This is a genomic window from Aliidiomarina sp., assembly GCF_022565475.1.
Lineage (GTDB): Bacteria > Pseudomonadota > Gammaproteobacteria > Enterobacterales > Alteromonadaceae > Aliidiomarina.
The window spans coordinates 195,538-218,627 of sequence record NZ_JAIUMR010000001.1 but is presented as its reverse complement, the minus strand read 5'-3'; the positions used below and the strand labels follow the sequence as shown (position 1 = coordinate 218,627).

Below are 23,090 nucleotides of genomic sequence, written 5' to 3'. Positions count from 1 at the left end.
ACCGGTTTTAAACAAGAGAGGAAAGTACTTTGAGAGCAGTAGCTATTAGTTTCGCAGCAGTGATTGCATTAGCCGCGAGTGTATTTTCAGTCAGTGCTGAAGCCAATTCTCCGAAGATTGCTGTGATCGACGTCCAGCGAGTCTTCCAAGCAATGCCTGAGCGTGAAGATGTATCTCAACGTTTAGAAGCTGAGTTTGCGGAGCCAATTCAAGAACTTGAGCAACTTGAAGCACAATTCGAAGAATTGCGTGAGCGTTTCCAACGTGACGAAGCGATCATGAGCGATGACGAGAAAATGCAAGCGCAGGAAGAGTTGCGTCAACGTGCAATGATCTTACAACGCGGTGGTGAGCAATTGAATCAATACATGCAGCAGCGTGAAAACGAAGAGCGTAATCAACTTCTGCAAAAGATGTTTGAAGTCGTTGACGCCTATGCTGCAGCGGAAGGCATTGACCTCATCATGGACAAGGGTCGGATGTTGTATGCAAGTGATGCATTAGATATTTCTGATGCGATCATCACTCGTTTAACACGTTAATTGGCGTGACGCTAGATATCGCGGAATAACAAAAAAGGACAGATGATGACGCTGAGTGAATTAGCGGAAAAAATCGGTGCCACCGTCCGCGGGGACGGTGCACTGGAAATCACAGGACTTGCGACTCTAGCAAATGCCGGCCTTCATCAGGTCGGCTTTCTTGCAAATGAGAAGTACCAATCGCAGTTGAAGACGACAAAAGCGGGAGCGGTTATACTCCGTGCAGAGCATGACGATGAGACCCTTTTGGCGAACGCTTTAATTAGCGAGAATCCTTATTTATCCTACGCCTATGCGGCGCAAGCGTTTGACAAAGCGCCGACCCAAGCAGCTGAAATCCATCCAAGTGCGGTTGTCGACCCAACTGCCGTGATCGGCGTTGGCGTAGCGATTGGACCACAAAGCGTGGTTGAAGCGGGGGCAATGATTGCAGACCATGCAGTGATTGGGGCGCAATGCTATGTCGGTCAAAACGCTCGTATTGGTCAGGGTACACGCCTATGGCCGGGCGTTAAAATCTACTATGATGTTGTTGTCGGAGAACGCTGTACCTTGCATGCAGGGGCCGTGATCGGTGCTGATGGCTTTGGTTGGGCCAGTGATCGCGGAAAATGGGTTAAAATCCCTCAGCTTGGTCGGGTAGTAATTGGCGATGATGTTGAAATCGGTGCCAATACCACGATCGACAGGGGAGCTCTCGACGACACGATAATTGGTTCGAACTGTATTATCGATAATCTATGTATGGTTGCACACAATGTCCAGATTGGTGATGGCACCGCGATTGCGGGCCAAACCGGCATCGCCGGCAGTGCTCACATTGGTAAACACTGTTTGATTGGCGGTGCAACCGGCATTAACGGCCATATTACGATTGCAGACGGTGTCCAAGTTCATGGCATGACCATGGTGACAAAGAACCTTGAGAAAGGGGTGTATGCGTCATCCTTACCGGTCGTTGACCAGACGACGTGGGCAAAGTCAGGTGCACGTGTGCGCCAATTACCGGAACTGTTTATGCGGGTCCGAGCTTTAGAAAAAAAATTAAATGACCCGAATGGGTGAAATGGAGGTTCCGGTTTGAACGAGCACAAAGAAAGTAATGCAGTTGAGGCTTTGCCAGGGTTTAATATCGACAAGATTCAAGAGATCCTGCCGCATCGTTATCCTTTTGCCTTAATTGACCGGGTGGTCGCCTATGTGCCAAATACGTCCCTGCATGCCTATAAAAATATCACCATGAATGAACCTGTTTTTATGGGACACTTCCCCGGTAATCCAATATTTCCAGGTGTGCTATTATTAGAAGCTATGGCGCAAGCGACAGGCCTGCTCGGTTTTAAAATGATGGAAAATGTCGCCGAAAATGAGATTTATTTGTTCGCTGGCATCGATAATGCACGTTTCAAACGTCAAGTCATACCCGGTGATCGAGTCGACTTCCATGTGAACTTCGTTAAAGAACGTCGTGGTATTTGGAAGTTTACTGGCGAGGCCTTAGTTGATGGCCAGCTGGCCTGTACAGCTGAAATTATGTGTGCAAGAAGGAACAGTTAATTGATTCACAAAACCGCGATTGTTGATCCAACGGCTCGTCTCGGTGCCAATGTTCGCATTGGCCCATATTCGGTCATTGGTGCAGATGTACAAATCGGCGATAACTGCGTCATCGAATCGCATGTGGTTATCAAAGGGCCTACCCGTATTGGTGAAGGGAATCGATTTTTTCAGTTTTGCTCTATCGGCGAAGAGTGTCAGGACAAGAAGTATCGAGGTGAACCCACTGAGTTACATATTGGTGACCGCAATGTCTTCCGTGAAGGTTGCACCATCCATCGTGGCACAATTCAAGATAACGGATTAACGCAGATCGGTAGCGATAATTTATTCATGGCTTATGTCCATGTCGCTCACGATTGTGTTCTTGGCAATCAGAATATTCTTGCCAACAATGCAACGTTAGCGGGCCACGTCCATGTCGGCGATTATGTGATTCTTGGTGGTTTCACTGGCGTGCATCAATTTTGTAAGATTGGTTCGCATGCGTTTGCAGCAGTTAACTCTGTCGTGGTTCAAGATATTCCGCCGTTTGTCATGGCGCAGGGCCATAATGCGGTGCCACGAACCATTAACAGTGAAGGACTGCGTCGGCGTGGGTTTACTGCTGATGAAATTACCAATATAAAGCGCGCGTATAAGTTATTGTACCGCTCGGGTAATACTGTTGCTGAAGCCGCGGCACAAATCGAAGCACTTAATGAACCTAAACTCGCGGATTTTGTTGAGTTTATCAGTCAATCTGAACGTGGCATTATTCGACCATGAATCGTCGTTCCAATTCAACAATAACCACAACGGGCGCTCACGAGCGCCCGTTACGTATTGGCATTGTCGCGGGTGAAGCCTCGGGTGACATTTTAGGTGCCAGTCTGATGGCCAGTTTGCGTGCCGAACATGAGACGGTCGAGTTTATTGGTGTGGGTGGTGCTTTGATGGCGGAGCAGGGCCTAAAATCACTTTTCCCGATGGAAACCTTATCGGTTATGGGGGTCTGGGACGTTCTCAAGAATCTTCCAACGTTACTGCGAGCAAGGAAAACGGTCGTGTCGACAATGTTGACCCTGCAACCCGATGTTTTTGTTGGTATTGACGCGCCGGATTTCAATTTACCGATTGAACGCAAGCTTAAAGAAAGCGGGATGAAGACGGTGCATTATGTCAGTCCGTCAGTTTGGGCTTGGCGCCCGAAGCGAATTTTCAGTATTGCCAAAGCCACCGATATGGTGTTGGGAATTTTACCATTTGAAGCCGAATTTTATGCACAATATCAAGTGCCGTACACCTTCGTAGGCCATCCGCTTGCCGATCGCTTTCCTTTGCAAACTGAGCATACACAGGCACGCGAGCAACTAGGTCTTGACCCAGAGGGACAGTACATCGGTTTATTGCCTGGTAGCCGAAGGAGTGAAGTCGGTTATCTGGCTGCACCATTCATCGATGCCGCGTATGCCTTAAAAAGTCGCCATCCGCATCTGCAGTTTCTCGTACCACTCTTCAATGCAGGTCGTCGCCAGCAGTTTGAACAAGCGTTGGCTGCCGCCAAAAAACGCCATCAACGCGCTTTGGCGGTTCATCTTTTTGACGGCCAGAGTCAAACGGTGATCGCAGCAAGTGATGCGACTATTTTAGCGTCTGGTACTGTCTCATTGGAAACCATGCTGATTAAGCGTCCGATGGTGGTCTGCTATCGTTTTGGCTGGTTTAACTACCATGTACTTCGTCACTTTGTGACTCTGCAGCACTTCTCGTTACCGAATTTGTTGCACGGTGGGGAATTGGTCAAAGAGTTGCTGCAAGACGATGTCAACGCTGCGCAAATCGCCGCTGAAATTGAGCGGTTGCTGGTTGCTGATAACCAATCATTGCAGCAACGGTACTGTGAGCTACATCAACAACTTCGCCAAAATGCCGGTGAAAAGTCTGCTCGTACAGTGCTCGCCGTCGCGCAGCAATCCGATTAATTATGCGCCTAGCGCATGATCTTTTATTTTGCTATTCACTTGGTGCATAGTTGCTTTTCGTCTGCTGATTTGTCCTTCCGACTGACCATCCTTATACTAGACCCACATTCAAATTGGAGAAGACGATGGGATTATTAGTTGACGGTGAGTGGCAAGATCAATGGTATGACACCAGTAAATCAGGTGGCCGTTTCGAGCGTTCTAAATCGCAATTCCGTAACTGGGTGACTGCGGACGGCTCGGCTGGAGCAACCGGGAAAGCGGGGTTCAAAGCCGAATCAGGTCGTTATCATCTCTATGTCTCATTTGCCTGCCCATGGGCGCACCGAACGCTTATCTTTCGGAAACTGAAAGGGCTCGAAGAGCATATTAGTGTGTCTGCTGTTGCACCGGAAATGTTAAGTAATGGCTGGGAATTCCGCCACGGTAGCGATCTTGCTGATCCTCTGTACGATAAGGACTTTCTACACCAGATTTATACCACAGCGGATGCGGAATATAGCGGCCGTGTGACGGTCCCTGTGTTGTGGGACAAGCAGCAACAAACGATCGTGTCAAATGAGTCAGCTGACATCATTCGGATGTTTAATGAAGCGTTTAACGACATCACTGGCGACAGCCAAGACTTTTACCCGCAGTCATTGCGAGAGACCATTGATGAAGTGAACGCATTTGTCTATGACAACGTGAATAACGGTGTCTACAAAGCTGGCTTTGCGACATCCCAGTCTGCTTATGAAGAAGCGTTTGACGCCTTATTCGATGCGCTCGCAACACTTGAACAAAAACTCGCGGGACAACGTTATCTTGCTGGCAGCGATTTAACCGAAGCTGACTGGCGCTTGTTCACGACCTTAGTTCGCTTTGACGCGGTTTATGTTGGACACTTTAAATGCAACCAAAAACGCATTGTTGACTACCCGAACTTATGGAATTTCGTTCGTGAGTTGTATCAAGTCGAGGGTGTGGCGGAGACGGTGCGCATGGATCATATCAAAACCCATTACTATGTTAGCCATGACATGATCAACCCGACCGGTGTTGTACCGAAAGGCCCTGAATTAGATTTTACCGCACCACACGACCGCCGTAAGCTGGCGGCGAGTCAAGCGTAGGAGGAAGTGTATGAGCCAAACTATTATTAAACATCGAGTTCGTGGTATGCCTGCGCAAGATGGTGCCGGCGTTAAATTGAGTCGGGTCATTAATCAACCCGCATCTCGTCACCGCGATCCAATCTTAATGCTCGATGAATTTAAGTCGGATAATCCGAACGATTATATTGCTGGTTTCCCACCGCATCCGCATCGCGGCTTTTGCACCTTAACCTATATGTTAGCGGGTAACATGGCGCATGAAGATTCGAAGGGAAATAAAGGCGAAATCACCAGTGGTGGTTTACAATGGATGAAGGCCGCACGCGGAATGATTCACTCAGAGATGCCAAAACAGAAGGACGGTCTGATGTGGGGCTTTCAACTTTGGTTGAATTTGCCTGCGGCCGAGAAGATGAGCGAACCGGAATATGCGGATATTCCTGCTGCGCAAGTACCGGAAGTGGCTGTCGATGGTGGCTACGTACGTGTGCTTTCCGGACAGTTTCAGGGTGAGACTGGGCCGGTGAATGCACCTGGTCGAGAGTTTTTGTATTTAGATTTTCGAATCGAGAATCCAGCTCAGTTTAACCTACCGCAGCAAGGTCAGCAGACGCGCTTGCTCTACGTGTACAAAGGTGCGGTCACAATCGCGGGAATTACTGCACAAGCAGGGGAGTTACTCGAGTTAGCCGACGATGCGGATGTTTCCGTTGAAGTGGCAAATGCCGGCGAGTTTTTATTAATTGCGGCGAAACCGATCGGTGAACCGATCGCACAGTACGGTCCGTTTGTAATGAACACCGAAGCCGAGTTACGGCAAGCGTTCATGGATTACCAAAACGGCACCTTGCATCAATAGTCAATTCCATAACTTTTCCCTACCAATCGGAAGCGTGTCTGGCATACTAATGGCCAGACACGTTTTTTTGGTGTGGCATTGATGACCGATATTGACCAGTTTCTTGACAAGTTGTGGCTGCAACAAGGGGTAAGCCAACATACGTTGTCGGCGTATCGCAGCGACCTCCAGCATTTTCAGAGCTGGCTTGAGAAACAGTCTCGTAGCTTAATGCAGGCGAGCAGCGAGGATATTGTGACCTACTTAGGCGTCCGCCGGGAACGAGGCTTAAAAGCGCGCTCACAGGCTCGTCTCTTAAGTAGCTTACGGAAGTATTACGGCTATTTGCTGCGCACTGAGCAGCGTACCGATGATCCAACGGCACATTTAAATAGCCCGAAACTTCCAGCGTCTTTACCCAAATCCATTAGTGAACAAGAAGTGAGTGACTTACTTCAAGCACCGACAACCAATGCTCCATTAGGTTTGCGTGACAAAGCAATGTTGGAGTTGTTGTATGCCACAGGCTTGCGTGTCAGTGAACTGGTAGCGTTAAAGTTAAGTGAAGTGAGCCTTCGTCAAGGTGTTGTTCGTGTTGTTGGTAAAGGCAATAAAGAGCGCTTAGTACCGATGGGCGAAGAAGCTTTGCATTGGCTGGAACAGTACTTGCGGTATGGCCGCCCTGAGTTGATGACGGCGAGTACGGATGTGGTTTTTTTGTCGCAACGCGGCCAACAAATGACGCGGCAGACATTTTGGCATCGCATTCGTCGTTATGCACTGCAAGCTGGGTTGCCAGAATCGATTTCACCACACCGACTCCGTCATGCGTTTGCGACGCATTTACTCAACCATGGCGCTGACTTACGCGCCTTGCAAATGCTGCTGGGGCATGCTGATATAGCGACCACACAAATCTATACGCAGGTGGCCAAAGCACGGTTGAAACAACTTCACGAAACCCACCATCCACGTGGTTGATCGTTTATAACGAGAAGCAGAAATATGTCGAGTTCTCCATTAACACCACAACTTCAACGCCGCAGCGGGTCAATCTCCGAACACTTAGACCCGTCCTTGCCTTCGATACTGCGCCGGATTTATGCCAATCGTGGTGTGACAACGATGCAAGAACTTGACCTGTCTGCGCGCGGTCTGGTTCATTTTCAGCAGTTAAAGGACTGTGAACGCGCTGCAGAAATTGTCGCGGCCGCCATCGAACAGCAGCGCAAGATTTGTATTTGTGGCGATTTTGATGCAGATGGAGCCACCAGTGTAGCATTACTCATGTCAGCATTACGCGCCATGGGTGCAACCCAGCTCATGTACTTGGTACCCAATCGATTCGCAGATGGTTATGGTTTGTCACCGGGGTTAGTCGACTATGCCCAACAACAAGGGGCTGAGCTGCTAATTACCGTCGACAATGGCATCAGCAGCTTCGCTGGCGTGGAGCGAGCGAATCAGTTAGGTTTGCAAGTGATCATTACCGATCACCATCTACAAGGTGCGCAGTTGCCGGCTGCTGCTGCAATCGTCAATCCCAACCGTTTGGATTGCGCATTTCCGAGTAAGAGTTTGGCCGGTGTTGGTGTCGCCTTTTACTTGCTTCTGGCCGTTCGAGCTTGGTTTCGGCAGCATCGACCTGAACATCCTGCTGCGAACATAAATATTGCTGATTTTCTTGACCTTGTTGCTGTCGGCTCGGTCGCTGATGTCGTGCCTCTGGACTACAATAACCGGATTCTGGTCCAGCAAGGACTCGGGCGTATTCGTGAAGGCCGCTGTCGCCCAGGGATTTTAGCCTTACTGGAAGTCGCGGGACGTGACTATCGACAAATCAGTGCAGCCGATTTGGGTTTCGCTGTCGGTCCTCGAATTAATGCTGCCGGCCGTTTAGATGATATTCAAATGGGCATTGAGTGTCTCTTGGCGCCTGATCTCCAGCAAGCACGGATGATTGCATTGCGACTGGATGAGTTGAATCGTCAGCGTCGCCAAATTGAGGTGGATATGCAGGCAGACGCAGAGCGGTGTTTGGCTCAGTTGCGCCTGCAAGATCAACTGCCACCGATTTTGACCGTGCAAGACGAAAGCTTTCATCAAGGGGTTATCGGCATCCTCGCGGGGCGACTGAAAGAGCAATACTATCGTCCTGTCATGGTTTTTGCCCCGACTGACGGCGACGAACTCAAAGGTTCCTGCCGTTCAGTTACTGGTGTTCATATTCGTGATCTATTAGCACAAGTCGCCAGCGAAGCTCCGGGTGTGATCTCACGCTTTGGCGGTCATGCCATGGCCGCTGGCTTGTCGGTTCCGCGCGCTGCGTGGACAGAATTTAATGCGGTGTTGCAACGGGTTGCTGCCGATTGGATTGACGCAAGTGACTTGTCGCGGGTGATTTGGTCCGATGGTGAACTCGACAGTCACGAGCTTTCGCTGCAATCCGCACAAGCTCTGCATAGAGCAGGGCCATTCGGGCAAGACTTTCCGGCGCCAGTGTTTGATGGTCAATTCCGTGTTGTCGATAGACGCTGGCTAAAAGATGTGCACTTAAAACTACAGATTCAGCCAATTGCTGGTGGGCCAACGCTTGACGCGATTGCGTTCAACGTTCCGCGGGCGGCGTGGGAATGGCGTGAACAACGAGAAATACATTTGGTTTACCGGCTTGATGTGAATGAGTTTCGCGGCAATCAATCAGTGCAACTAATGGTTGAACACATCTTTTGATTTTCCTCAGAACCTCTGTTGTTTAGGCGCGAAATCAGCTAGAATACGCGGCTATTTTCGCCTTTGTAGTGGTTCAAATTCGATGATTATGTCATTCATATATCGAATATAAAAAGCCGCTACGCCAAAGTCAGACATTCAGGACTAAATACGATGCTGGAAAGCAACGCAATTGCAAATCAAATTGAAGACCTCAAGCAGCGCATGGCGCAGCTTAGGGGGTATCTTTGACTTAGAGACGAAAACTGAACGTCTCGAAGAAGTTGAACGTGAGCTCGAAGACCCAAAGGTCTGGAACGAGCCAGAAAAAGCCCAAGCACTTGGTAAAGAGCGTGCGACCTTAGAACAAATCGTCCATACCTTCCGTGACCTCAGTCAAGGCTTGGAAGACGCTGCAGGCTTTCTCGAGTTAGCAAGCGAAGAAGACGATGAAGACATGTTGGTTGAAGCAGACCAAGAAGTGGCTAAGTGGCGCAAAGCGTTAGAGCTCCTTGAGTTTCGTCGGATGTTTTCAGGGCCGAATGACGCCAATGACTGTTATCTCGACTTACAAGCAGGCTCTGGGGGCACAGAAGCGCAGGACTGGTGCAGCATGTTATTGCGCATGTATTTGCGTTGGGGTGAAGCCCATGGCATGAAAACCGAAATCACCGAGTTGTCCGAAGGCGAAGTCGCTGGCATCAAATCCGCAACCATCCGCTTTGCGGGTGATCACGCATTCGGTTGGTTACGCACGGAAACGGGTGTTCACCGTTTAGTTCGCAAGTCACCATTTGACTCCGGCAACCGTCGACATACATCGTTTGCTTCGGCATTTGCCTATCCAGAAATCGATGACGATATCGAAATCGACATCAATCCAGCAGATTTACGTATTGATACGTATCGTGCATCGGGAGCTGGTGGACAGCACGTTAACCGGACCGACTCCGCCGTACGGATTACGCATGAGCCATCTGGCATTGTTGTTCAATGCCAAAGCGATCGTTCACAGCATAAGAACAAAGATGCAGCCATGAAACAACTTCGTGCCAAGTTGTATGAAATGGAAATTCAAAAGCAAAATGAAGCGAAGCAAGCACTCGAAGACACGAAGTCTGACATTGGTTGGGGCAGTCAGATTCGCTCCTACGTGCTCGATGATTCGCGCATTAAAGATTTACGCACAGGGGTAGAAACACGTAATACCCAAGCGGTTCTCGACGGTGATTTAGACCGTTTTATTCAAGCTAGTTTAAAATCTGGCTTGTAAACATACGCCACGAAGCAAAGACGATTGAGGAATATCTATGACGGATAAACAGCAGCCAGAAGCCCAAGATTTAAATCAACAAATCCGTGAGCGTAAACAAAAATTAAAACAGTTGCGGGAAGCAGGAAATCCGTTTCCTAACGATTTTCGCCGTGATAGTTTAGCCGCAGACCTGCACGAAGCACATGGTGACAAAGACGGTGAAGTCATTATTGCTGAAGGAATTCGCGTGCACATCGCTGGTCGCATGATGCTCCGTCGCATCATGGGTAAAGCAAGTTTTGCCACCCTGCAAGACATGAGTGGCCAGATTCAAGTGTATGTGGCTCGTGATAATCTGCCTGAAGGTGTTTACAACGAGGGCTTTAAAAAGTGGGACTTGGGCGACATTATTGCCGCGAGCGGAACCCTATTTAAAACGAAAACAGGCGAACTTACCGTACAAGTTGACGACATACGTCTACTGACGAAAGCCTTACGACCGTTACCGGATAAGTTTCACGGTTTGGCCGATCAAGAAATCCGATATCGCCAGCGTTATCTCGACTTGATTGTGAACCAGCAATCACGTGATACCTTTGTGATGCGCAGTAAAGCAATTGATTATATTCGTCGCTTTTTGACTGAACGTGAATTCTTAGAAGTTGAAACGCCGATGATGCAGACGATTCCTGGCGGCGCGTCAGCACGTCCATTCGTTACCCATCATAATGCCTTAGATATGGACTTATATTTGCGTATCGCTCCAGAGCTATATTTGAAGCGGTTAGTGGTCGGTGGTTTTGAGAAAGTCTTTGAAATCAATCGTAACTTCCGCAATGAAGGGTTGTCGACTCGCCACAACCCTGAGTTCACCATGCTGGAGTTCTACTGGGGTTATGCTGATTATCATGACCTGATGGATCTGACTGAAACCATGGTACGTGGCTTGTGCATGGCACTGCTTGGTACAACGGATGTTCAGTATCAAGGTGAAACGTTCCACTTCGGCGAAGCGTTTGCTCGGTTAACCGTGGTTGATGCTATTCTGCAGTACAACCCTGAGCTCAGTCGCGAAGCATTGCAAGATATTCAGCAAGCGACAGCATACGCTGAAAAATTAGGCATTAAAGTTCAGAAGAGTTGGGGATTGGGTAAGATTCAAATTGAAATCTTCGAAGAAACGGCTGAGCATCAATTATCGCAGCCAACCTTCATTACTGCCTACCCAGCCGAAGTGTCGCCACTCGCACGTCGTAATGATGACGACCCGTTCGTGACGGACCGCTTTGAATTTTTTGTCGGTGGTCGCGAGATTGCCAATGGTTTTTCAGAGTTAAATGATGCTGAAGATCAGGCACAACGATTCAAAGATCAGGTAGAACAAAAAGAGGCCGGTGATGCAGAAGCCATGTTCTATGATGCCGACTATGTCACCGCTTTAGAGCACGGCTTACCGCCGACGGCGGGTGAGGGTATTGGTATTGACCGACTGGTGATGTTGTTGACCGATTCGCCTTCGATTCGGGACGTCTTGTTATTTCCACACATGCGACCAAGCGGTAAACAGGACTAGTGATTTAGGTAAGTTTTGTTAGAGCAAGCCCTTACAGTGCTTACTGTAGGGGCTTTTTCTTAATAATTACACAGGGTTTTTTGATACGCTTGCCACCAATTCGCTAATTCCTCTTTGAACATCGGCTTACCAATAAAGTACCCTTGAACGATATCAACACCGAGACGCGTGGCGAGATCGAGCGTGTCTTGATCTTCGATACATTCTGCAGTGATTAAAACATTGCTGTGACGGGCAACGGTTATCGCTGATTGCGCGAGAAAGCGAGATTCCTTGTCTTTTACCATGTTCTTCGTAATGGTGTAATCGAGTTTTAATTCATGTAAGTGCATGCGATCGATATTCAACGCAGTTGCATCAGAGGTGCCAAAATCGTCCAGCGCAACTAAGAACCCAGCCTCACGAAATTGATCCAGCAACAAAGAAAATGTCTGAAAATCGTCGGTGACAACCGATTCGGGGAAGTCGAGGATTAACTGTTTAGGTTTTAAGCCAGACTGCTCGCAGATACGCAACAACTCGTCGAGGAAATCCGGGTGATAAAACGATAATGGACTAATATTGATTGAAAGCTTCAGAGCATGATTTTGATTGTACTGTTTGAAAATCGGTGCAGCTTGCTCTATGACGAAAAAAGTCAGTTGATCGATGAGCTCCTGACTTTCAGCTATGTGGATAAACTGAGCTGGTGCGATATAACCACGCTGTGGATGCTGCCAACGGGCGAAAACCTCGAAACCGTGTAGCAGTTGAGTATGCACGTTCACACGCGGCTGCAATGCAACCGAGAATTGCTCATGGAGTAAATGCTCAGACAACCGAGAAATGGGTTGTGGCATCGACAGGACATTCATCTCGAGTTCCTGTTTAAATGCTTTACTCATACGACACTACCCCTAAAATCCTTATCCTTGGGACGAACGATTGTAAGATATGAAAAACTTTTGATGGTGGATATTTATACGCAGTGTAGTTTGAAATGGCCTATAAGTGCAATCTGAAGTGGAAAAAACAAGTATTAATTCATAAAAGTCTGGCTGAGAAGCCCAGTCTGATGGCAGTTGGTCTATCGGTAAGCGTCTGGTAAAGGTGAGGTTTTGTTAACTTTAAGATAATAAAATTTAAATAAAGAAGGGTTATGTGCGGCAAATTGTCACAGCCAAAGAAAATAGCCGGCAATGTCAGTCGATTACCGGCCGTTTTTACTTGAACTGCACAAGATTAATGCTCGACGCCACCTGGGCCGTGAACATGACCATGAGACAGTTCTTCTGCCGTCGCTTCACGAACGTCGACGACCGTCACTTCAAAGCTCAAATCAACACCGGCTAGTGGATGATTACCATCGACAGTAACTTCAGTGTCGGTGACTTCAATAATCATCACTGACTGCTCGCCATTGTCCGTACTCGCGCGGAACTGCATACCTGGGTTAACTTCTTGGTCACCAAATAGGTTACGCGGAACCGTTTGTACCAAACCGTCGTGACGCTCGCCATAAGCGTCGGCAGCAGGAATTTCTGCGCTCAACTCTTCGCCTGCAGTTTTACCTTCCAAGGCTTTTTCTAACCCAGGAATTAACATACCGCGGCCGAAAATAAACGCTAGTGGACGCTCTTCAGCAGACTGATCTAAGGTTACGCCGTCACCATTTTTAACAACGTAATGGATCGTGACTGCTTTATCTTGACTAATGGTATCACTCATTATTTAGTTCCGTTTTCAACTGTAGATGGGCAGGGGGTGAATGAACTGGAATCCTGCCCTTTAATTCGCAATCGAGCGCCTGCTTCGAGATCGTCAGGAAGCACAGCTTGGATTGCTACGACTTCGTTATCATAACGCACTGCGCTGATAACTGCACCCGCGCGACGCCAATTGTCACCAACCTGCATTTCAAGTTGGTCGTTTGGCGTCGGCAACGAATCTGCTTGCCCCTCAAGTGCTGTGAGGCGGCGTTTGTTTTGACCTTTATAGTGCATACGCGCAACAGTTTCCTGACCAATGTAGCAGCCTTTTTTGAAGCTGATACCACCGATACGGTCAAGATTGACCATTTGCGGAATAAACTCACTAGCATGTTCATGACTTAACCAGGGCCAGCCTTTTTCAATGTGAAGCGCATGCCACCACTCAGGACCGACTAAATTTACGTGAATTTTAAAACTTGCAGGGAGCACGAGTAAGTATACATTGTCGGTCATTGTGAGTACGTGCAAGTCATTGACGTGGTCATGACGTTGTTGTGATTCAATGCCGGTTAATTCGGTTACGCGTGTTGCAGCATCGGCACCAACGACGAGAATGCAACGATGTGTATCACTTGCATCAGTAATTTCAACTTTGCTAAAGACACCAAATTTCTTGAGCTGCGCTAAACTAGCAGCGATCGTTGCTTTCGGCTGGAGTAAGTAAATACCTTGCTCACTACGAATGGCACGGAAAATACTCCATAACTTACCTTTTGCATCGCAATGTCCACCAAAGAGCCAGTTAGAATCAGAGAGTTCATTGACGTCGCAGGTCAGCTGACCCTGAAGAAATTTGTCGGCATCGGGGCCTGCGACATGGATCAAGCCGTAGTCATTCAGATCGGCGACGACGCTAGGTTCGGCTTGTTCAAGAACTTGGGACTGGAATATTGACACAAAAGACCTCTTTAATGGCACGAACATACGATTAATTTAAAGGTGGGGTCAGCCACTAACTTTTTCAAGGTTTTAAGCTTATCATGGCCTCAGACTCTGATAAAATGGCGGCTATCGCAAAAAATACCCTGAGAGGATGAATCATGCAGTTTTTAAAACAATCTGAAGACGCGTTGAAGGATAAACGCCGGATGCGTTGGGCCTGTCGCCGGGGAATGCTGGAACTGGACGTGCTTTTTGCGCCTTTTGTGGAAGAAGCTTATGATGAACTTAATGATCAGCAACAGGCCGTATTCAGACGTTTATTGACATGCGACGATCCGGATTTATTCGCTTGGTTTATGGGCCATAAACCGTGCCCAGATCCTGAGTTGTCGGCGATGGTCGAGCTGATGCTCAAGCGCGTTAAAGTTTAACGTCAGTGAAGCAGACAACATGGATGTGTTTCAGTTTAGGCAAGGCCGCTCAGAATCGCGGTCACACGTTAGCCACGGACTAGCCATACTCGCTCTGGTGAGCGTTCTGTTGACCCTTTTCATTGGTTTTGCTGGCGTCGTTTGGTCGCTCGCTTTCCTTGTTGTGCGTTGGTTATTATTGCGCCCGCAGCCGGAACTCGTGACCTGCGATGAGTTAGGTGCAGCGTGTTTGCAGCTTCCCTCTGGCCAACAGGTGCGTGGTCAATTTGATCAAGCACAGCGAGGTTTTGGCTACATTCGCTTGCGGTTTCGCGAAAGTGCACACGAACAGGCCAGCTATGTGTGTATTTGGTTTGATTCGTTGAGTCGCGAAGAGCAGTCGCGTTTAGCCCGAATCAGTGAGAATATTCGTTAATTTGAGTGGAGTCACCTATGCGAGTTATGTTCTTCGTCGGTCTTATTGTTATATTATCTGGGTGTAGTGGTCGACAACTCTTCGATGTGACCCAAGAAAGTAAACGCAATGAATGCCGTCATTTACCACCCGCACAACAAGCTGAATGCTTTCGCGAAGTTGAACCGTCCTATGAAGACTATCAGCGGCGACGCCGTGAAGTTATTGAATAATCGATAGCGAACCAACAAGGAATTGCCGGCATGGCCGATGAAAAAGAAGTAAAGGGACTTGGTGGATGGCTGCTGTTGCTGGCATTGGGTTTGTTCTTAACACCCATACGTTTGCTCTCGGTCGACTTGCCGATGTTCAACGCGTTGTTATCGAGTATCGATGTTGAACAGTTCACGACACCTGGCTCTGAGTTTTATCATCCGTGGTGGCTGACTATTGTGCGTTTTGAAATGTTTTATCATTTCGCCATGTTAATTGCTTCGCTGTATTTAATTTATCTATTTTTCAGTAAGCATCATTGGTTTCCTCGGGTCTACATCACGGTTTTAAGTGTTTCGATTGTTTATGTGTTAGTCGATAGTTGGATGGTTAGCCTTTTGTTTGGTGAACAACCGTTAGTCGAAAGGGCAACATGGATTGATTTAGTCCGGTTACTCATCACGGCATGTATTTGGATTCCCTATTTATTGCTGTCGAAAAGGGTACAGAATACGTTTGTGGAAGGTAAAAAATCCTCTGTTGAGTGAAGGATAATTGCATGATGAAAACTTTATTGGGTTTGTTGCTATGTTTGCTAGCAAGTACACCGTCACTCGCTGCTGAACGCGAGCACGTTCTGGGTTTTGGTGGCTTTTTCTTTAAAGCAAATGACCAGCAAGCTTTGATTGCATGGTATGAGGAACATCTCGGCGTGAAGCGTACGCCAAGTACTTATGAGGAAGAGCCTTGGCAACAACAAGGCGGCACGACCATATTTGGCGTCTTTGCTCAGAGTTCTACCTATTTTGGCGATCCGGAACAACAGTGGATGATTAATTTTCGGGTACGTGATTTAGATGCGATGGTCGCTCAATTGCAGGCCGCTGGTATTGAGGTTGATGTTGATCCGAATACTTACCCTAACGGTCGCTTTGCACGGCTAGAGGACCCAGAGGGTAATCCAATCCAGTTGTGGCAGGAATATAAGATTACACCCCCTGAGCACGAACAGGTTTCACCGAGCTCGTAGTTACCTCATTTTGAGATAGCTACCGTTTGCTTCACGGACGACGTCAATCCGCTTGTGAATACGCTGTTTAAGTTCATGCACATGCGAAATAATACCAATCGTGCGTCCGCTGGCACGTAGGCTTGCCAAGACGTCAATTGCTAAGTCCAGTGCCTCACTGTCGAGGCTACCGAAGCCTTCGTCAATGAAGAGTGTTTCAATGCGAATACCACCCGCATAGCTTTGCACCACGTCGGAAAGACCGAGCGCTAACGCCAATGCAGCCATGAAACTTTCACCTCCCGATAGGGTGTTGACCTCACGTTCTTGGCCGGTATAACTGTCGTTGATCATGAGGTCAAGTCCACTATGTTTACGGCGATCCCCGACATCCTGGCCACGAATCAGACTGAATCGATTGGCCGTCATTTGTTGTAGGCGCGCCGATGCCTCATGCAGAACATCATCTAACAGCACGGCGAGAACAAAGCGCTGTAAGCTAATTCGAGATTCGTTGTCGCCGCTCAAGGTTTGAGCGAGTTCGCCGATTACTTTGTATTCCTCGACGAGGGTCTGAGCCGCTCGCTCGCGTTTACGGAAGCTCTGTTGAGCGTGTTCGAGAATGCTCATCCGTTTCGTCAGCGTATTGAATGCAGCTTGTTGTTCCCTTTCTTGCTGTGCGACTGTTTCTTGTTGTAATTGCAATTGCTCGAGATCGGGCTGGACCTGTGTTCCTATTGCTTTCTGCTCTTGTTCAATCTGACTTTCTGTGGTTATTCTCCGACGTTGATAATCGCTCACAGTCATTGCGATACGCTCGACCTCAGCCTGCGTTAGTAAGGCTTTTTTAAACGCTGCGACATCCGTAAATGTCGAATGATTGAGCTCACTTTGCCAGTGCATTTGAGCTTGGCTAAATTGCTGTTCAGCTGTGATGAGTTCGCGTTTGGCAATATCAGCGCTGTTCACTGCATTGGCATAGTGCTGCTCTCGCTCTCGGACTTGCTGCTCGGTACTCTTATATTCGTGTTGCAGTTTCTCTCGCTTATTCTGCTGTTGGTCGATTTGTTGTTGTAACGAGTCAAGGGACGCTGAGGCAAGAGTTTGATTGGGATCAAGCACACGGATTTGACCATCAAATCCAGCAATTTGGCTCTCATATTGCTGTAACGATTGTTGCAGTTGTTCGTCGCCTTGCTGTAGCGTTGACAATTCATTTTGTAACGCTCGGATTCGTTTCGCCAACTTGATGTGCCGTTCGCGTTCGAGTACTTGCTGACGCTCAGTGTTCTCCAATTGCTCGAGCTCGGACATTAAGGTTGGTAAAGGTCGATCAGCTGCTGTACCAAGCTCGTCGATAAGCTCTCCACTGCGGGCATCGAGTTCGTCCAATTGCTGTACTTTGCTGGCTCGTTGTTGCTCGATCTGGTACACCTGCTTGCGCCGTGATTGCACGGTTATCTCTGCTTGTTCTAATTGTGCTTGGCTAACAAGTTGATTCACATCCTGCGCAAGGGCAGGATGCGGATGGTCCTTGCTACCACAGACCATACAGGGTTGCCCCGGTTGTAATTCATGGGCGAGGACACTGGCTTGTTCTGTGTACCACTGTAACTGCAAGGTTTTACTTTGTTGTATGGCAGCGTTAAGTTCTTTCTCTGCCGTCTGCAAATCGACTGTGATTTTTTCTATGTCCTGAGTAGTACTTTTGCGACGTTCACTGAGGGTTTGAACACTTTTTGCCAGTTTTATTTGTTGGGCGAGCTTGGTTCGCATGGCATCGATATTAACGTGTTGGTCAACCGTTTGTTGGAGGCGCTCGAGCTCTTTTTCAGCGCTATCGTAGGCGTCGCGTAGCTGGGCTTTCTGCTGGTTTGATTGCGTGAGTTGCGCAGCAATCTGCTGGCGCGCAGCACTGGTATTGGCTCGTTGCTGCTGTAATAAGTGCAGCTGCTCAAGCTGCTTTAGATGTGTGTTCAATTGGCTAATTTCAGCAGCCAGCTGCTCAATATGGTGCGGATGCTCGACAACGTCAAGAGCACGGGCGCGAGCGTCCTCGAGTAATTGCAACGATTGCTGACGCGCATGGACTGCTTCATTGTCGGCGAGTTTTCGCGTGTTCAACTGTTGCTCTGCTTTCTCCAAATCGTTCCACGCTTGTCGTAATTTGTTTGCTTTCTCATATTCAGCGAGTTGTCGTTCGAACTCGGCAATCTGTTCGCGTTGTTGGTCGAGTTCCGTCAACTGTTGCTGACTCGCCCGTAAATTCAAGAAACGTTTTTGTAATTCTTCTGCGCGAGTTAACGCCGATTTTGCTTGGTCATGGGCGCTCTTTACTGCCTTTAGCTCTTCGTTCGCCTGTTTCAGCGGGACTTTTTCCTCAACGATAGCAGCGTCAAGCTGTTCGATGGTCTCATAACCGATTTCAGTAATCAGGCTGGTTAGATTTTGCTTGAGGCGCTGGTAATCGTTGTTCACTGATTTGGCGCGTTAAGTCACAGCCTCTTCGATTCGTTTAAAGGTTTCGGTTTGGAAAAGACTCGCAAGTATGGTCTCACGGCTTTGCGAGTTCGCAACCAGGAGCTCGCGGAATTGCCCCTGCGGTAACACTACAACTTGGCGAAATTGACTGTCGTTAAGTCCAATAAGTTGTTCGACTTTGGCGTTGGCTTGCGTCACCGAACTCGAGCTCAATAGTGTGGTCGGCCAGCTTAAAGGGGAGTGGCCGGACTCTGCTGTAACTTGATATAAGTTCGCACTCGCTTGTCGCGTGGTTAGACCATCGCCACGTTTTGCTTTGGTGGTTTGAGTTGGTTTGCGATCGACGCGATAAATTTTATCAGCGAGTGCGAAAATAAATATCACTTCTGTTTCTACATCATTCGCCGCATGGTGACAACGCATCGCATCAGCACTGCGATCGCCGGTGGTTTTTCCATATAATGCAAAAGCGATTGCGTCGAGAATGCTTGTTTTTCCTGCACCCGTTGGACCATTGATGAGGAACAGTGGGTTGTCACCGAGATCGGTGAAATGGATGGACTGAGTCGCGGCAAAAGGCCCGAACGCGGTCATCTGCAAAAAAAGTGACTTCATCGCGTGCCCCTCATCTCTGGCTCGGCCTTATTCATTTCATCCAAGAGGTCTGCGAGTAGCTGGCGCTGCTCGTTATTGAGTGTTTCACCTTTCATGTTTTTGTAAAAGTCGGCGATGATGTCCAAATGAGGGCGGGCTAACTGTTCACGGGTTTGCCGATGGTTATTGTGGCCACGCTCGAGCGTGGCTTTACTAAAGCCCAAGATATTCGGATAGGCATTCCGTAGGCGTGCGAGCGGATCAAGAATTGCTTCTTTGTCGGTGATGGTAATGTGCACATAATCGTGCCGATGCGGATCTTCTGCACCAGCGGCGAGAATGTCGTCAAATGCCCCTTCAATAACTCGGACATCACGGCGAGGCTGGAGTGGCAATAGGGTACACTTACAACTTTGGTCGGCTTGAAAAGACACTAACGTTGTCGATTTCTTCTGATTGACTTCGGAAAAGCTGTATTTCAGCGGCGAGCCACTATAACGAACATGTGCATAGCCCTTGAACTGAGCTTGATGCAGGTGACCCAGCGCAGTGTAGGCGAAGTCTTTGAATAAATCGGCGTCGACACATTCGGCGCCTCCAATACTTAATGGCCGTTCCGATTCGCTGGTACTCGCACCGGCTATAAAGCTGTGACTAACCACCACGTGGGCACAGTTATCGCCATAGTTCTCAGTGATATGTTGTTTGAGCAAACTGGTCACGAGTTCTTGAGCACCTTGATGATCGACGACCTTAACGTCAAAGTAATCATTGACGGACTCTGGATCACAATATGGAATGCCCCAAATGACCAGTTGGCCAAATGCGGCGGGAAGCACCACAGGGTTGAGTAAATCGTCAAATGAGGTAAATAGGTGTAAGCCACTTTGTTTTAAAAGGTTCGCGGCAAACCCTAATCGTTGCGCGCCGTCGTGGTTACCGGAAATCATAATCACCGGAATCCTTAATTCATGAATAAACGTGTTTAAGGTCTGGTCGAGTAACTTGACTGCATCCGTGGGTGGAAGGGCGCGATCATAAATATCACCGGCGACGATGACCGCATCCACTTGGTGTTCCCGTGCTTGCTCAATAATCTGAGACAAAACATAAGCTTGATCGTCAAGCAAAGAATGTTGGTTAAAAATGCGACCGAGATGCCAATCAGACGTGTGCAATAATTTCATCGAAACATTCCTTGTGCGTGATACGCTAAATGAGTAGCACGATTCTAGCAAAAGTGGCTGATTAAACCATGCGCATTGAGTTAATTTGTCACATCAAGAACCTATTTGTTTCTCTCTAAATGGGCGTATAGTATGAAGATACCTAATTAGCGATAGTTCTCTGTTCATAGGAGTTAACGATGGATCTTGATCCGCTCATTCTCTCACGAATTCAGTTTGCGTTTGTCGTGTCCTTTCATGCGATATTTCCTGTATTTACTATTGGTTTAGCCTCATTTATCGCGCTCTTGGAAGGCCTGTCATGGCGCACGCAAAACCCGGTTTGGGAACGTCTATCGCGGTTCTGGATTCAGGTCTTTGCCGTGGTCTTTGGCATGGGCGTGGTGTCAGGCATTGTGATGGCCTTTCAGTTCGGTACGAACTGGAGTAATTTTGCCTACGCTGGCGCCAACTTCCTTGGACCGGTGCTTAGTTATGAGGTGATTACAGCATTTTTCCTCGAAGCAGCGTTTTTAGGCGTGTTGCTTTTTGGCCGTGGCAAGGTACCCCAGGGTATTCACTTTTTCTCCGCAGTCATGGTGGCAACAGGTACCTTTATTTCTTCGTTTTGGATTTTATCAGCGAACAGTTGGATGCAGACACCCGCGGGTTTCGAGATCCGCGATGGTTTGGTCTATGTAACCAGCTGGAGCGAGGCCATATTTAATGCAAGCTTAGCCCCGCGTTTCTTCCATATGGGCTTAGCCTCATTTTTAACCGGTGCCTTTGTGGTCGCCGGTGTGAGTGCTTGGTACCTGCTTCGCAATAAAGACGCCGATGTCCATAAACGGGCATTGTCGATGTCGCTTTGGTTAATTTTGTTTGCTGCTCCCGCACAAGTTATCGTTGGTGATATTCACGGGCTGAATACTTTTGCGCACCAACCCACTAAAGTTGCGGCTATGGAAGGTGTCTGGGAAACGCAACGTGGGGCACCACTGTTGCTATTCGCGTGGCCGGATCAAGAGGCACAAACCAATCATTTCGAGGTCGGTATTCCGCGGCTTGCCAGCTATATCCTGACCCATGACTGGGACGGTGAAGTGCAGGGTCTAAATGAAGTTCCACGGGAGGAGCAACCACCCGTTGCGATTGTTTTTTGGGCATTCCGTATTATGGTCGGCATTGGTGTATTGATGTTAGTTTTTGCTATCGCTGGCTTAGTCTTACGCCGCCGACAAGCCTACACAAGAACTCGCTGGTTCTTGCAAGGATTGCGCTTAATGGCGGTGACGCCGTTCATTGCTGTATTGGCTGGCTGGTTTGTCACTGAAGTCGGTCGTGCACCGTGGTTAATTTATGAAGTGATGACCCATGCAGAAGGACTCACACCATCACTGACCGGTGGTATGGCGTTGTTTACTTTGATTGGCTATATCATCGTTTACTCAATTGTATTTGCCGCGGGTTTGTATTACCTCATGCGGGTCTTACGTGTTGGCCTCGCCCCTGAGCATGAAATGACCACAGCAAGCCCGTCACAACGTGCGAAGCGGCCATTTTCTGCAGCTAGTGCGTCTTGGGAAGAAGAGGAGCAACAGTCATGAGTGAACCAGTTTTTGATTTAACCATTATTTGGGCCGCTATCATCGCGTTCGGCGTCATTATGTATGTACTCATGGACGGTTTCGACTTAGGTCTTGGTGTATTGTTTCCATTCGCACCAAGTGAAGAGGCTCGGGATGTTATGATGAACTCAGTTGCGCCAGTATGGGACGGTAACGAGACTTGGCTCATTCTTGGCGGCGCAGGTTTACTGGCGGCATTTCCACTGGTCTATGCGGTGTTTTTGCCAGCGCTCTATATTGGTGTGTTTCTGATGCTTGCGGGTTTGATCTTCCGTGGCATTGCCTTTGAGTTTCGCTTTAAGGCGAAGCGCTCGCGCTATTTATGGAATTGGTCATTTGCCATTGGCTCAACCGTCGCCGCTTTTGCTCAAGGTGCAGTGGTTGGTGCTTATATTCAGGGTTTTCGAGTTGAAAACATGGCCTATGTTGGCGGCGCATTCGACTGGCTGACGCCTTTTACCTTGTTAACTGGTTTTGGTTTAGTGGCGGGATACGCGTTACTTGGTGCGACTTGGTTGATTATGAAGTCGGAGGGAAGTATTCAACAGTGGGCATTCAAAATTACGCCACTGTTGCTGATTGTCGTGTTGCTCGTGTTTTCACTGGTCAGTGTGTGGACACCGTTTGTCGACCCGTTCGTCAAAGAACGTTGGTTTAATGGCATCAGTGCGATTTGGCTATTGCCATTATTTGCTGTGCTATGTGCAGGTTGGATATTACGCTCGGTCAAACAGCGTCGTGATGGCTCTCCCTTTGTTGCGACGATGGGCATGTTTTTGTTTACTTACTTGGGACTACTGGCGAGTAAATTCCCTTACGTTGTGCCGCCTAACTATACATTGTGGGATGCGGCTTCGGCGCACTCGTCACAGTTATTCTTGTTGCTTGGCTTGTTATTTGTTATCCCGATTGTACTCGTTTACACCGCTTGGACCTATTGGGTTTTCCGCGGCAAAGTTAAAGCAGGCGTTGGCTATCATTAATTGCAGGCAGCAGTAATTCG

24 protein-coding genes are annotated in these 23,090 nt (G+C 48.3%); 18 read left to right on the top strand and 6 right to left on the bottom strand.

Going from position 1 to position 23,090, the window contains the following annotated elements; all coding sequences use genetic code 11:
• Window positions 1–29 precede the first annotated feature (29 nt).
• The 11 genes from LAT77_RS00950 to lysS all read left to right on the top strand — a co-directional run bounded on the left by LAT77_RS00950 (window position 30) and on the right by lysS (window position 11,538).
• A complete protein-coding gene (locus LAT77_RS00950) occupies window positions 30–542 on the top strand; it encodes an OmpH family outer membrane protein (RefSeq protein WP_290562661.1) in 513 nt (170 codons plus the stop codon).
• 45 nt (window positions 543–587) lie between these two features.
• Window positions 588–1,607, top strand: a complete 1,020-nt coding sequence (gene lpxD, locus LAT77_RS00945; RefSeq protein ID WP_290562660.1) for a UDP-3-O-(3-hydroxymyristoyl)glucosamine N-acyltransferase — start codon at window positions 588–590, stop codon at window positions 1,605–1,607.
• A gap of 51 nt (window positions 1,608–1,658) precedes the next feature.
• A complete protein-coding gene (fabZ, locus tag LAT77_RS00940) occupies window positions 1,659–2,099 on the top strand; it encodes a 3-hydroxyacyl-ACP dehydratase FabZ (protein WP_290562832.1) in 441 nt (146 codons plus the stop codon).
• The gene (gene lpxA, locus LAT77_RS00935) at window positions 2,100–2,867 is read left to right on the top strand and encodes an acyl-ACP--UDP-N-acetylglucosamine O-acyltransferase (RefSeq protein ID WP_290562659.1); all 768 of its coding nucleotides are present in this window, start codon (window positions 2,100–2,102) and stop codon (window positions 2,865–2,867) included.
• Entirely contained in the window at window positions 2,864–4,063 is a 1,200-nt protein-coding gene (lpxB, locus tag LAT77_RS00930; RefSeq protein ID WP_290562658.1) for a lipid-A-disaccharide synthase, read from the top strand. The genes lpxA and lpxB overlap by 4 nt, the downstream gene beginning before the upstream one ends.
• Window positions 4,064–4,188: 125 nt before the next feature.
• Window positions 4,189–5,178 carry a glutathione S-transferase family protein gene (locus LAT77_RS00925; protein WP_290562657.1) on the top strand — a complete coding sequence of 330 codons (990 nt, stop codon included), beginning with the start codon at window positions 4,189–4,191 and terminating at the stop codon, window positions 5,176–5,178.
• A gap of 10 nt (window positions 5,179–5,188) precedes the next feature.
• Window positions 5,189–6,019, top strand: coding sequence for a pirin family protein (locus LAT77_RS00920; protein WP_290562656.1), 831 nt, complete (start codon window positions 5,189–5,191; stop codon window positions 6,017–6,019).
• Between the two features lie 81 nt (window positions 6,020–6,100).
• Window positions 6,101–6,979 carry a site-specific tyrosine recombinase XerD gene (xerD, locus tag LAT77_RS00915; protein WP_290562655.1) on the top strand — a complete coding sequence of 293 codons (879 nt, stop codon included), beginning with the start codon at window positions 6,101–6,103 and terminating at the stop codon, window positions 6,977–6,979.
• Window positions 6,980–7,003: 24 nt separating this feature from the next.
• The gene (gene recJ / locus LAT77_RS00910) at window positions 7,004–8,731 is read left to right on the top strand and encodes a single-stranded-DNA-specific exonuclease RecJ (protein ID WP_290562654.1); all 1,728 of its coding nucleotides are present in this window, start codon (window positions 7,004–7,006) and stop codon (window positions 8,729–8,731) included.
• Between the two features lie 153 nt (window positions 8,732–8,884).
• Window positions 8,885–9,983 (top strand): peptide chain release factor 2 gene (prfB, locus tag LAT77_RS00905; protein WP_290562653.1). Its coding sequence is split into 2 segments (ribosomal slippage): window positions 8,885–8,959 and window positions 8,961–9,983, totalling 1,098 coding nucleotides; the frame shifts between segments, so codons are not numbered across the junction.
• A gap of 37 nt (window positions 9,984–10,020) precedes the next feature.
• Entirely contained in the window at window positions 10,021–11,538 is a 1,518-nt protein-coding gene (gene lysS, locus LAT77_RS00900) for a lysine--tRNA ligase (RefSeq protein WP_290562652.1), read from the top strand.
• Between the two features lie 59 nt (window positions 11,539–11,597).
• Here lysS and LAT77_RS00895 read toward each other — a convergent pair whose 3' ends face one another.
• The 3 genes from LAT77_RS00895 to ygfZ all read right to left on the bottom strand — a co-directional run bounded on the left by LAT77_RS00895 (window position 11,598) and on the right by ygfZ (window position 14,186).
• Complete coding sequence (locus LAT77_RS00895; protein WP_290562651.1) at window positions 11,598–12,422, bottom strand: EAL domain-containing protein; 825 nt, start codon at window positions 12,420–12,422, stop codon at window positions 11,598–11,600.
• A 337-nt stretch (window positions 12,423–12,759) separates the two neighbouring features.
• Window positions 12,760–13,245, bottom strand: coding sequence for a peptidylprolyl isomerase (locus LAT77_RS00890; RefSeq protein WP_290562650.1), 486 nt, complete (start codon window positions 13,243–13,245; stop codon window positions 12,760–12,762).
• Window positions 13,245–14,186, bottom strand: a complete 942-nt coding sequence (gene ygfZ, locus LAT77_RS00885; RefSeq protein ID WP_290562649.1) for a tRNA-modifying protein YgfZ — start codon at window positions 14,184–14,186, stop codon at window positions 13,245–13,247. The genes LAT77_RS00890 and ygfZ overlap by 1 nt, the downstream gene beginning before the upstream one ends.
• A 143-nt stretch (window positions 14,187–14,329) precedes the next feature.
• On the opposite strand from ygfZ, the gene LAT77_RS00880 reads away from it, so the two are divergent.
• Genes LAT77_RS00880 through LAT77_RS00860 form a run of 5 tightly spaced genes read left to right on the top strand, consistent with a single transcriptional unit; the run spans window position 14,330 to window position 16,239 of the window.
• Window positions 14,330–14,602: a succinate dehydrogenase assembly factor 2 gene (locus tag LAT77_RS00880; protein WP_290562648.1), complete on the top strand. Its 273-nt coding sequence runs from the start codon at window positions 14,330–14,332 to the stop codon at window positions 14,600–14,602.
• A 19-nt stretch (window positions 14,603–14,621) separates the two neighbouring features.
• The gene (locus tag LAT77_RS00875; RefSeq protein WP_290562647.1) at window positions 14,622–15,017 is read left to right on the top strand and encodes a hypothetical protein; all 396 of its coding nucleotides are present in this window, start codon (window positions 14,622–14,624) and stop codon (window positions 15,015–15,017) included.
• Between the two features lie 17 nt (window positions 15,018–15,034).
• Window positions 15,035–15,229 carry a hypothetical protein gene (locus tag LAT77_RS00870; protein ID WP_290562646.1) on the top strand — a complete coding sequence of 65 codons (195 nt, stop codon included), beginning with the start codon at window positions 15,035–15,037 and terminating at the stop codon, window positions 15,227–15,229.
• 30 nt (window positions 15,230–15,259) lie between these two features.
• On the top strand, window positions 15,260–15,757 hold the full coding sequence (locus tag LAT77_RS00865; protein ID WP_290562645.1) for a DUF2569 domain-containing protein: 498 nt from the start codon (window positions 15,260–15,262) through the stop codon (window positions 15,755–15,757).
• Between the two features lie 11 nt (window positions 15,758–15,768).
• Window positions 15,769–16,239: a VOC family protein gene (locus tag LAT77_RS00860; RefSeq protein WP_290562644.1), complete on the top strand. Its 471-nt coding sequence runs from the start codon at window positions 15,769–15,771 to the stop codon at window positions 16,237–16,239.
• Here LAT77_RS00860 and LAT77_RS00855 read toward each other — a convergent pair whose 3' ends face one another.
• The 3 genes from LAT77_RS00855 to LAT77_RS00845 are packed head-to-tail and all read right to left on the bottom strand — an operon-like array spanning window position 16,240 to window position 20,480.
• Complete coding sequence (locus LAT77_RS00855) at window positions 16,240–18,696, bottom strand: SbcC/MukB-like Walker B domain-containing protein (RefSeq protein WP_290562643.1); 2,457 nt, start codon at window positions 18,694–18,696, stop codon at window positions 16,240–16,242.
• 12 nt (window positions 18,697–18,708) lie between these two features.
• On the bottom strand, window positions 18,709–19,314 hold the full coding sequence (locus LAT77_RS00850; protein WP_290562642.1) for an SMC family ATPase: 606 nt from the start codon (window positions 19,312–19,314) through the stop codon (window positions 18,709–18,711).
• Complete coding sequence (locus LAT77_RS00845; RefSeq protein ID WP_290562641.1) at window positions 19,311–20,480, bottom strand: exonuclease SbcCD subunit D; 1,170 nt, start codon at window positions 20,478–20,480, stop codon at window positions 19,311–19,313. Before LAT77_RS00845 ends, LAT77_RS00850 begins: the two co-directional genes overlap by 4 nt.
• Before the next feature lie 179 nt (window positions 20,481–20,659).
• Between LAT77_RS00845 and LAT77_RS00840 the strand changes: the two genes are divergently transcribed.
• Window positions 20,660–22,066 carry a cytochrome ubiquinol oxidase subunit I gene (locus tag LAT77_RS00840; RefSeq protein WP_290562640.1) on the top strand — a complete coding sequence of 469 codons (1,407 nt, stop codon included), beginning with the start codon at window positions 20,660–20,662 and terminating at the stop codon, window positions 22,064–22,066.
• A complete protein-coding gene (cydB, locus tag LAT77_RS00835) occupies window positions 22,063–23,070 on the top strand; it encodes a cytochrome d ubiquinol oxidase subunit II (protein ID WP_290562639.1) in 1,008 nt (335 codons plus the stop codon). Before LAT77_RS00840 ends, cydB begins: the two co-directional genes overlap by 4 nt.
• Window positions 23,071–23,090 lie beyond the last annotated feature (20 nt).

What these genes read in the sequence shown, in the direction of transcription:
- lpxD (WP_290562660.1), top strand. Translation starts at nt 588, where the DNA reads ATGACGCTGAGTGAATTAGCGGAAAAAATCGGTGCCACCGTCCGCGGG.
- lpxB (WP_290562658.1), top strand. Translation starts at nt 2,864, where the DNA reads ATGAATCGTCGTTCCAATTCAACAATAACCACAACGGGCGCTCACGAG.
- LAT77_RS00925 (WP_290562657.1), top strand. Translation starts at nt 4,189, where the DNA reads ATGGGATTATTAGTTGACGGTGAGTGGCAAGATCAATGGTATGACACC.
- LAT77_RS00920 (WP_290562656.1), top strand. Translation starts at nt 5,189, where the DNA reads ATGAGCCAAACTATTATTAAACATCGAGTTCGTGGTATGCCTGCGCAA.
- xerD (WP_290562655.1), top strand. Translation starts at nt 6,101, where the DNA reads ATGACCGATATTGACCAGTTTCTTGACAAGTTGTGGCTGCAACAAGGG.
- recJ (WP_290562654.1), top strand. Translation starts at nt 7,004, where the DNA reads ATGTCGAGTTCTCCATTAACACCACAACTTCAACGCCGCAGCGGGTCA.
- lysS (WP_290562652.1), top strand. Translation starts at nt 10,021, where the DNA reads ATGACGGATAAACAGCAGCCAGAAGCCCAAGATTTAAATCAACAAATC.
- LAT77_RS00895 (WP_290562651.1), bottom strand. Translation starts at nt 12,422, where the DNA reads ATGAGTAAAGCATTTAAACAGGAACTCGAGATGAATGTCCTGTCGATG.
- LAT77_RS00890 (WP_290562650.1), bottom strand. Translation starts at nt 13,245, where the DNA reads ATGAGTGATACCATTAGTCAAGATAAAGCAGTCACGATCCATTACGTT.
- LAT77_RS00880 (WP_290562648.1), top strand. Translation starts at nt 14,330, where the DNA reads ATGCAGTTTTTAAAACAATCTGAAGACGCGTTGAAGGATAAACGCCGG.
- LAT77_RS00875 (WP_290562647.1), top strand. Translation starts at nt 14,622, where the DNA reads ATGGATGTGTTTCAGTTTAGGCAAGGCCGCTCAGAATCGCGGTCACAC.
- LAT77_RS00870 (WP_290562646.1), top strand. Translation starts at nt 15,035, where the DNA reads ATGCGAGTTATGTTCTTCGTCGGTCTTATTGTTATATTATCTGGGTGT.
- LAT77_RS00865 (WP_290562645.1), top strand. Translation starts at nt 15,260, where the DNA reads ATGGCCGATGAAAAAGAAGTAAAGGGACTTGGTGGATGGCTGCTGTTG.
- LAT77_RS00860 (WP_290562644.1), top strand. Translation starts at nt 15,769, where the DNA reads ATGATGAAAACTTTATTGGGTTTGTTGCTATGTTTGCTAGCAAGTACA.
- LAT77_RS00850 (WP_290562642.1), bottom strand. Translation starts at nt 19,314, where the DNA reads ATGAAGTCACTTTTTTTGCAGATGACCGCGTTCGGGCCTTTTGCCGCG.
- LAT77_RS00845 (WP_290562641.1), bottom strand. Translation starts at nt 20,480, where the DNA reads ATGAAATTATTGCACACGTCTGATTGGCATCTCGGTCGCATTTTTAAC.
- LAT77_RS00840 (WP_290562640.1), top strand. Translation starts at nt 20,660, where the DNA reads ATGGATCTTGATCCGCTCATTCTCTCACGAATTCAGTTTGCGTTTGTC.
- cydB (WP_290562639.1), top strand. Translation starts at nt 22,063, where the DNA reads ATGAGTGAACCAGTTTTTGATTTAACCATTATTTGGGCCGCTATCATC.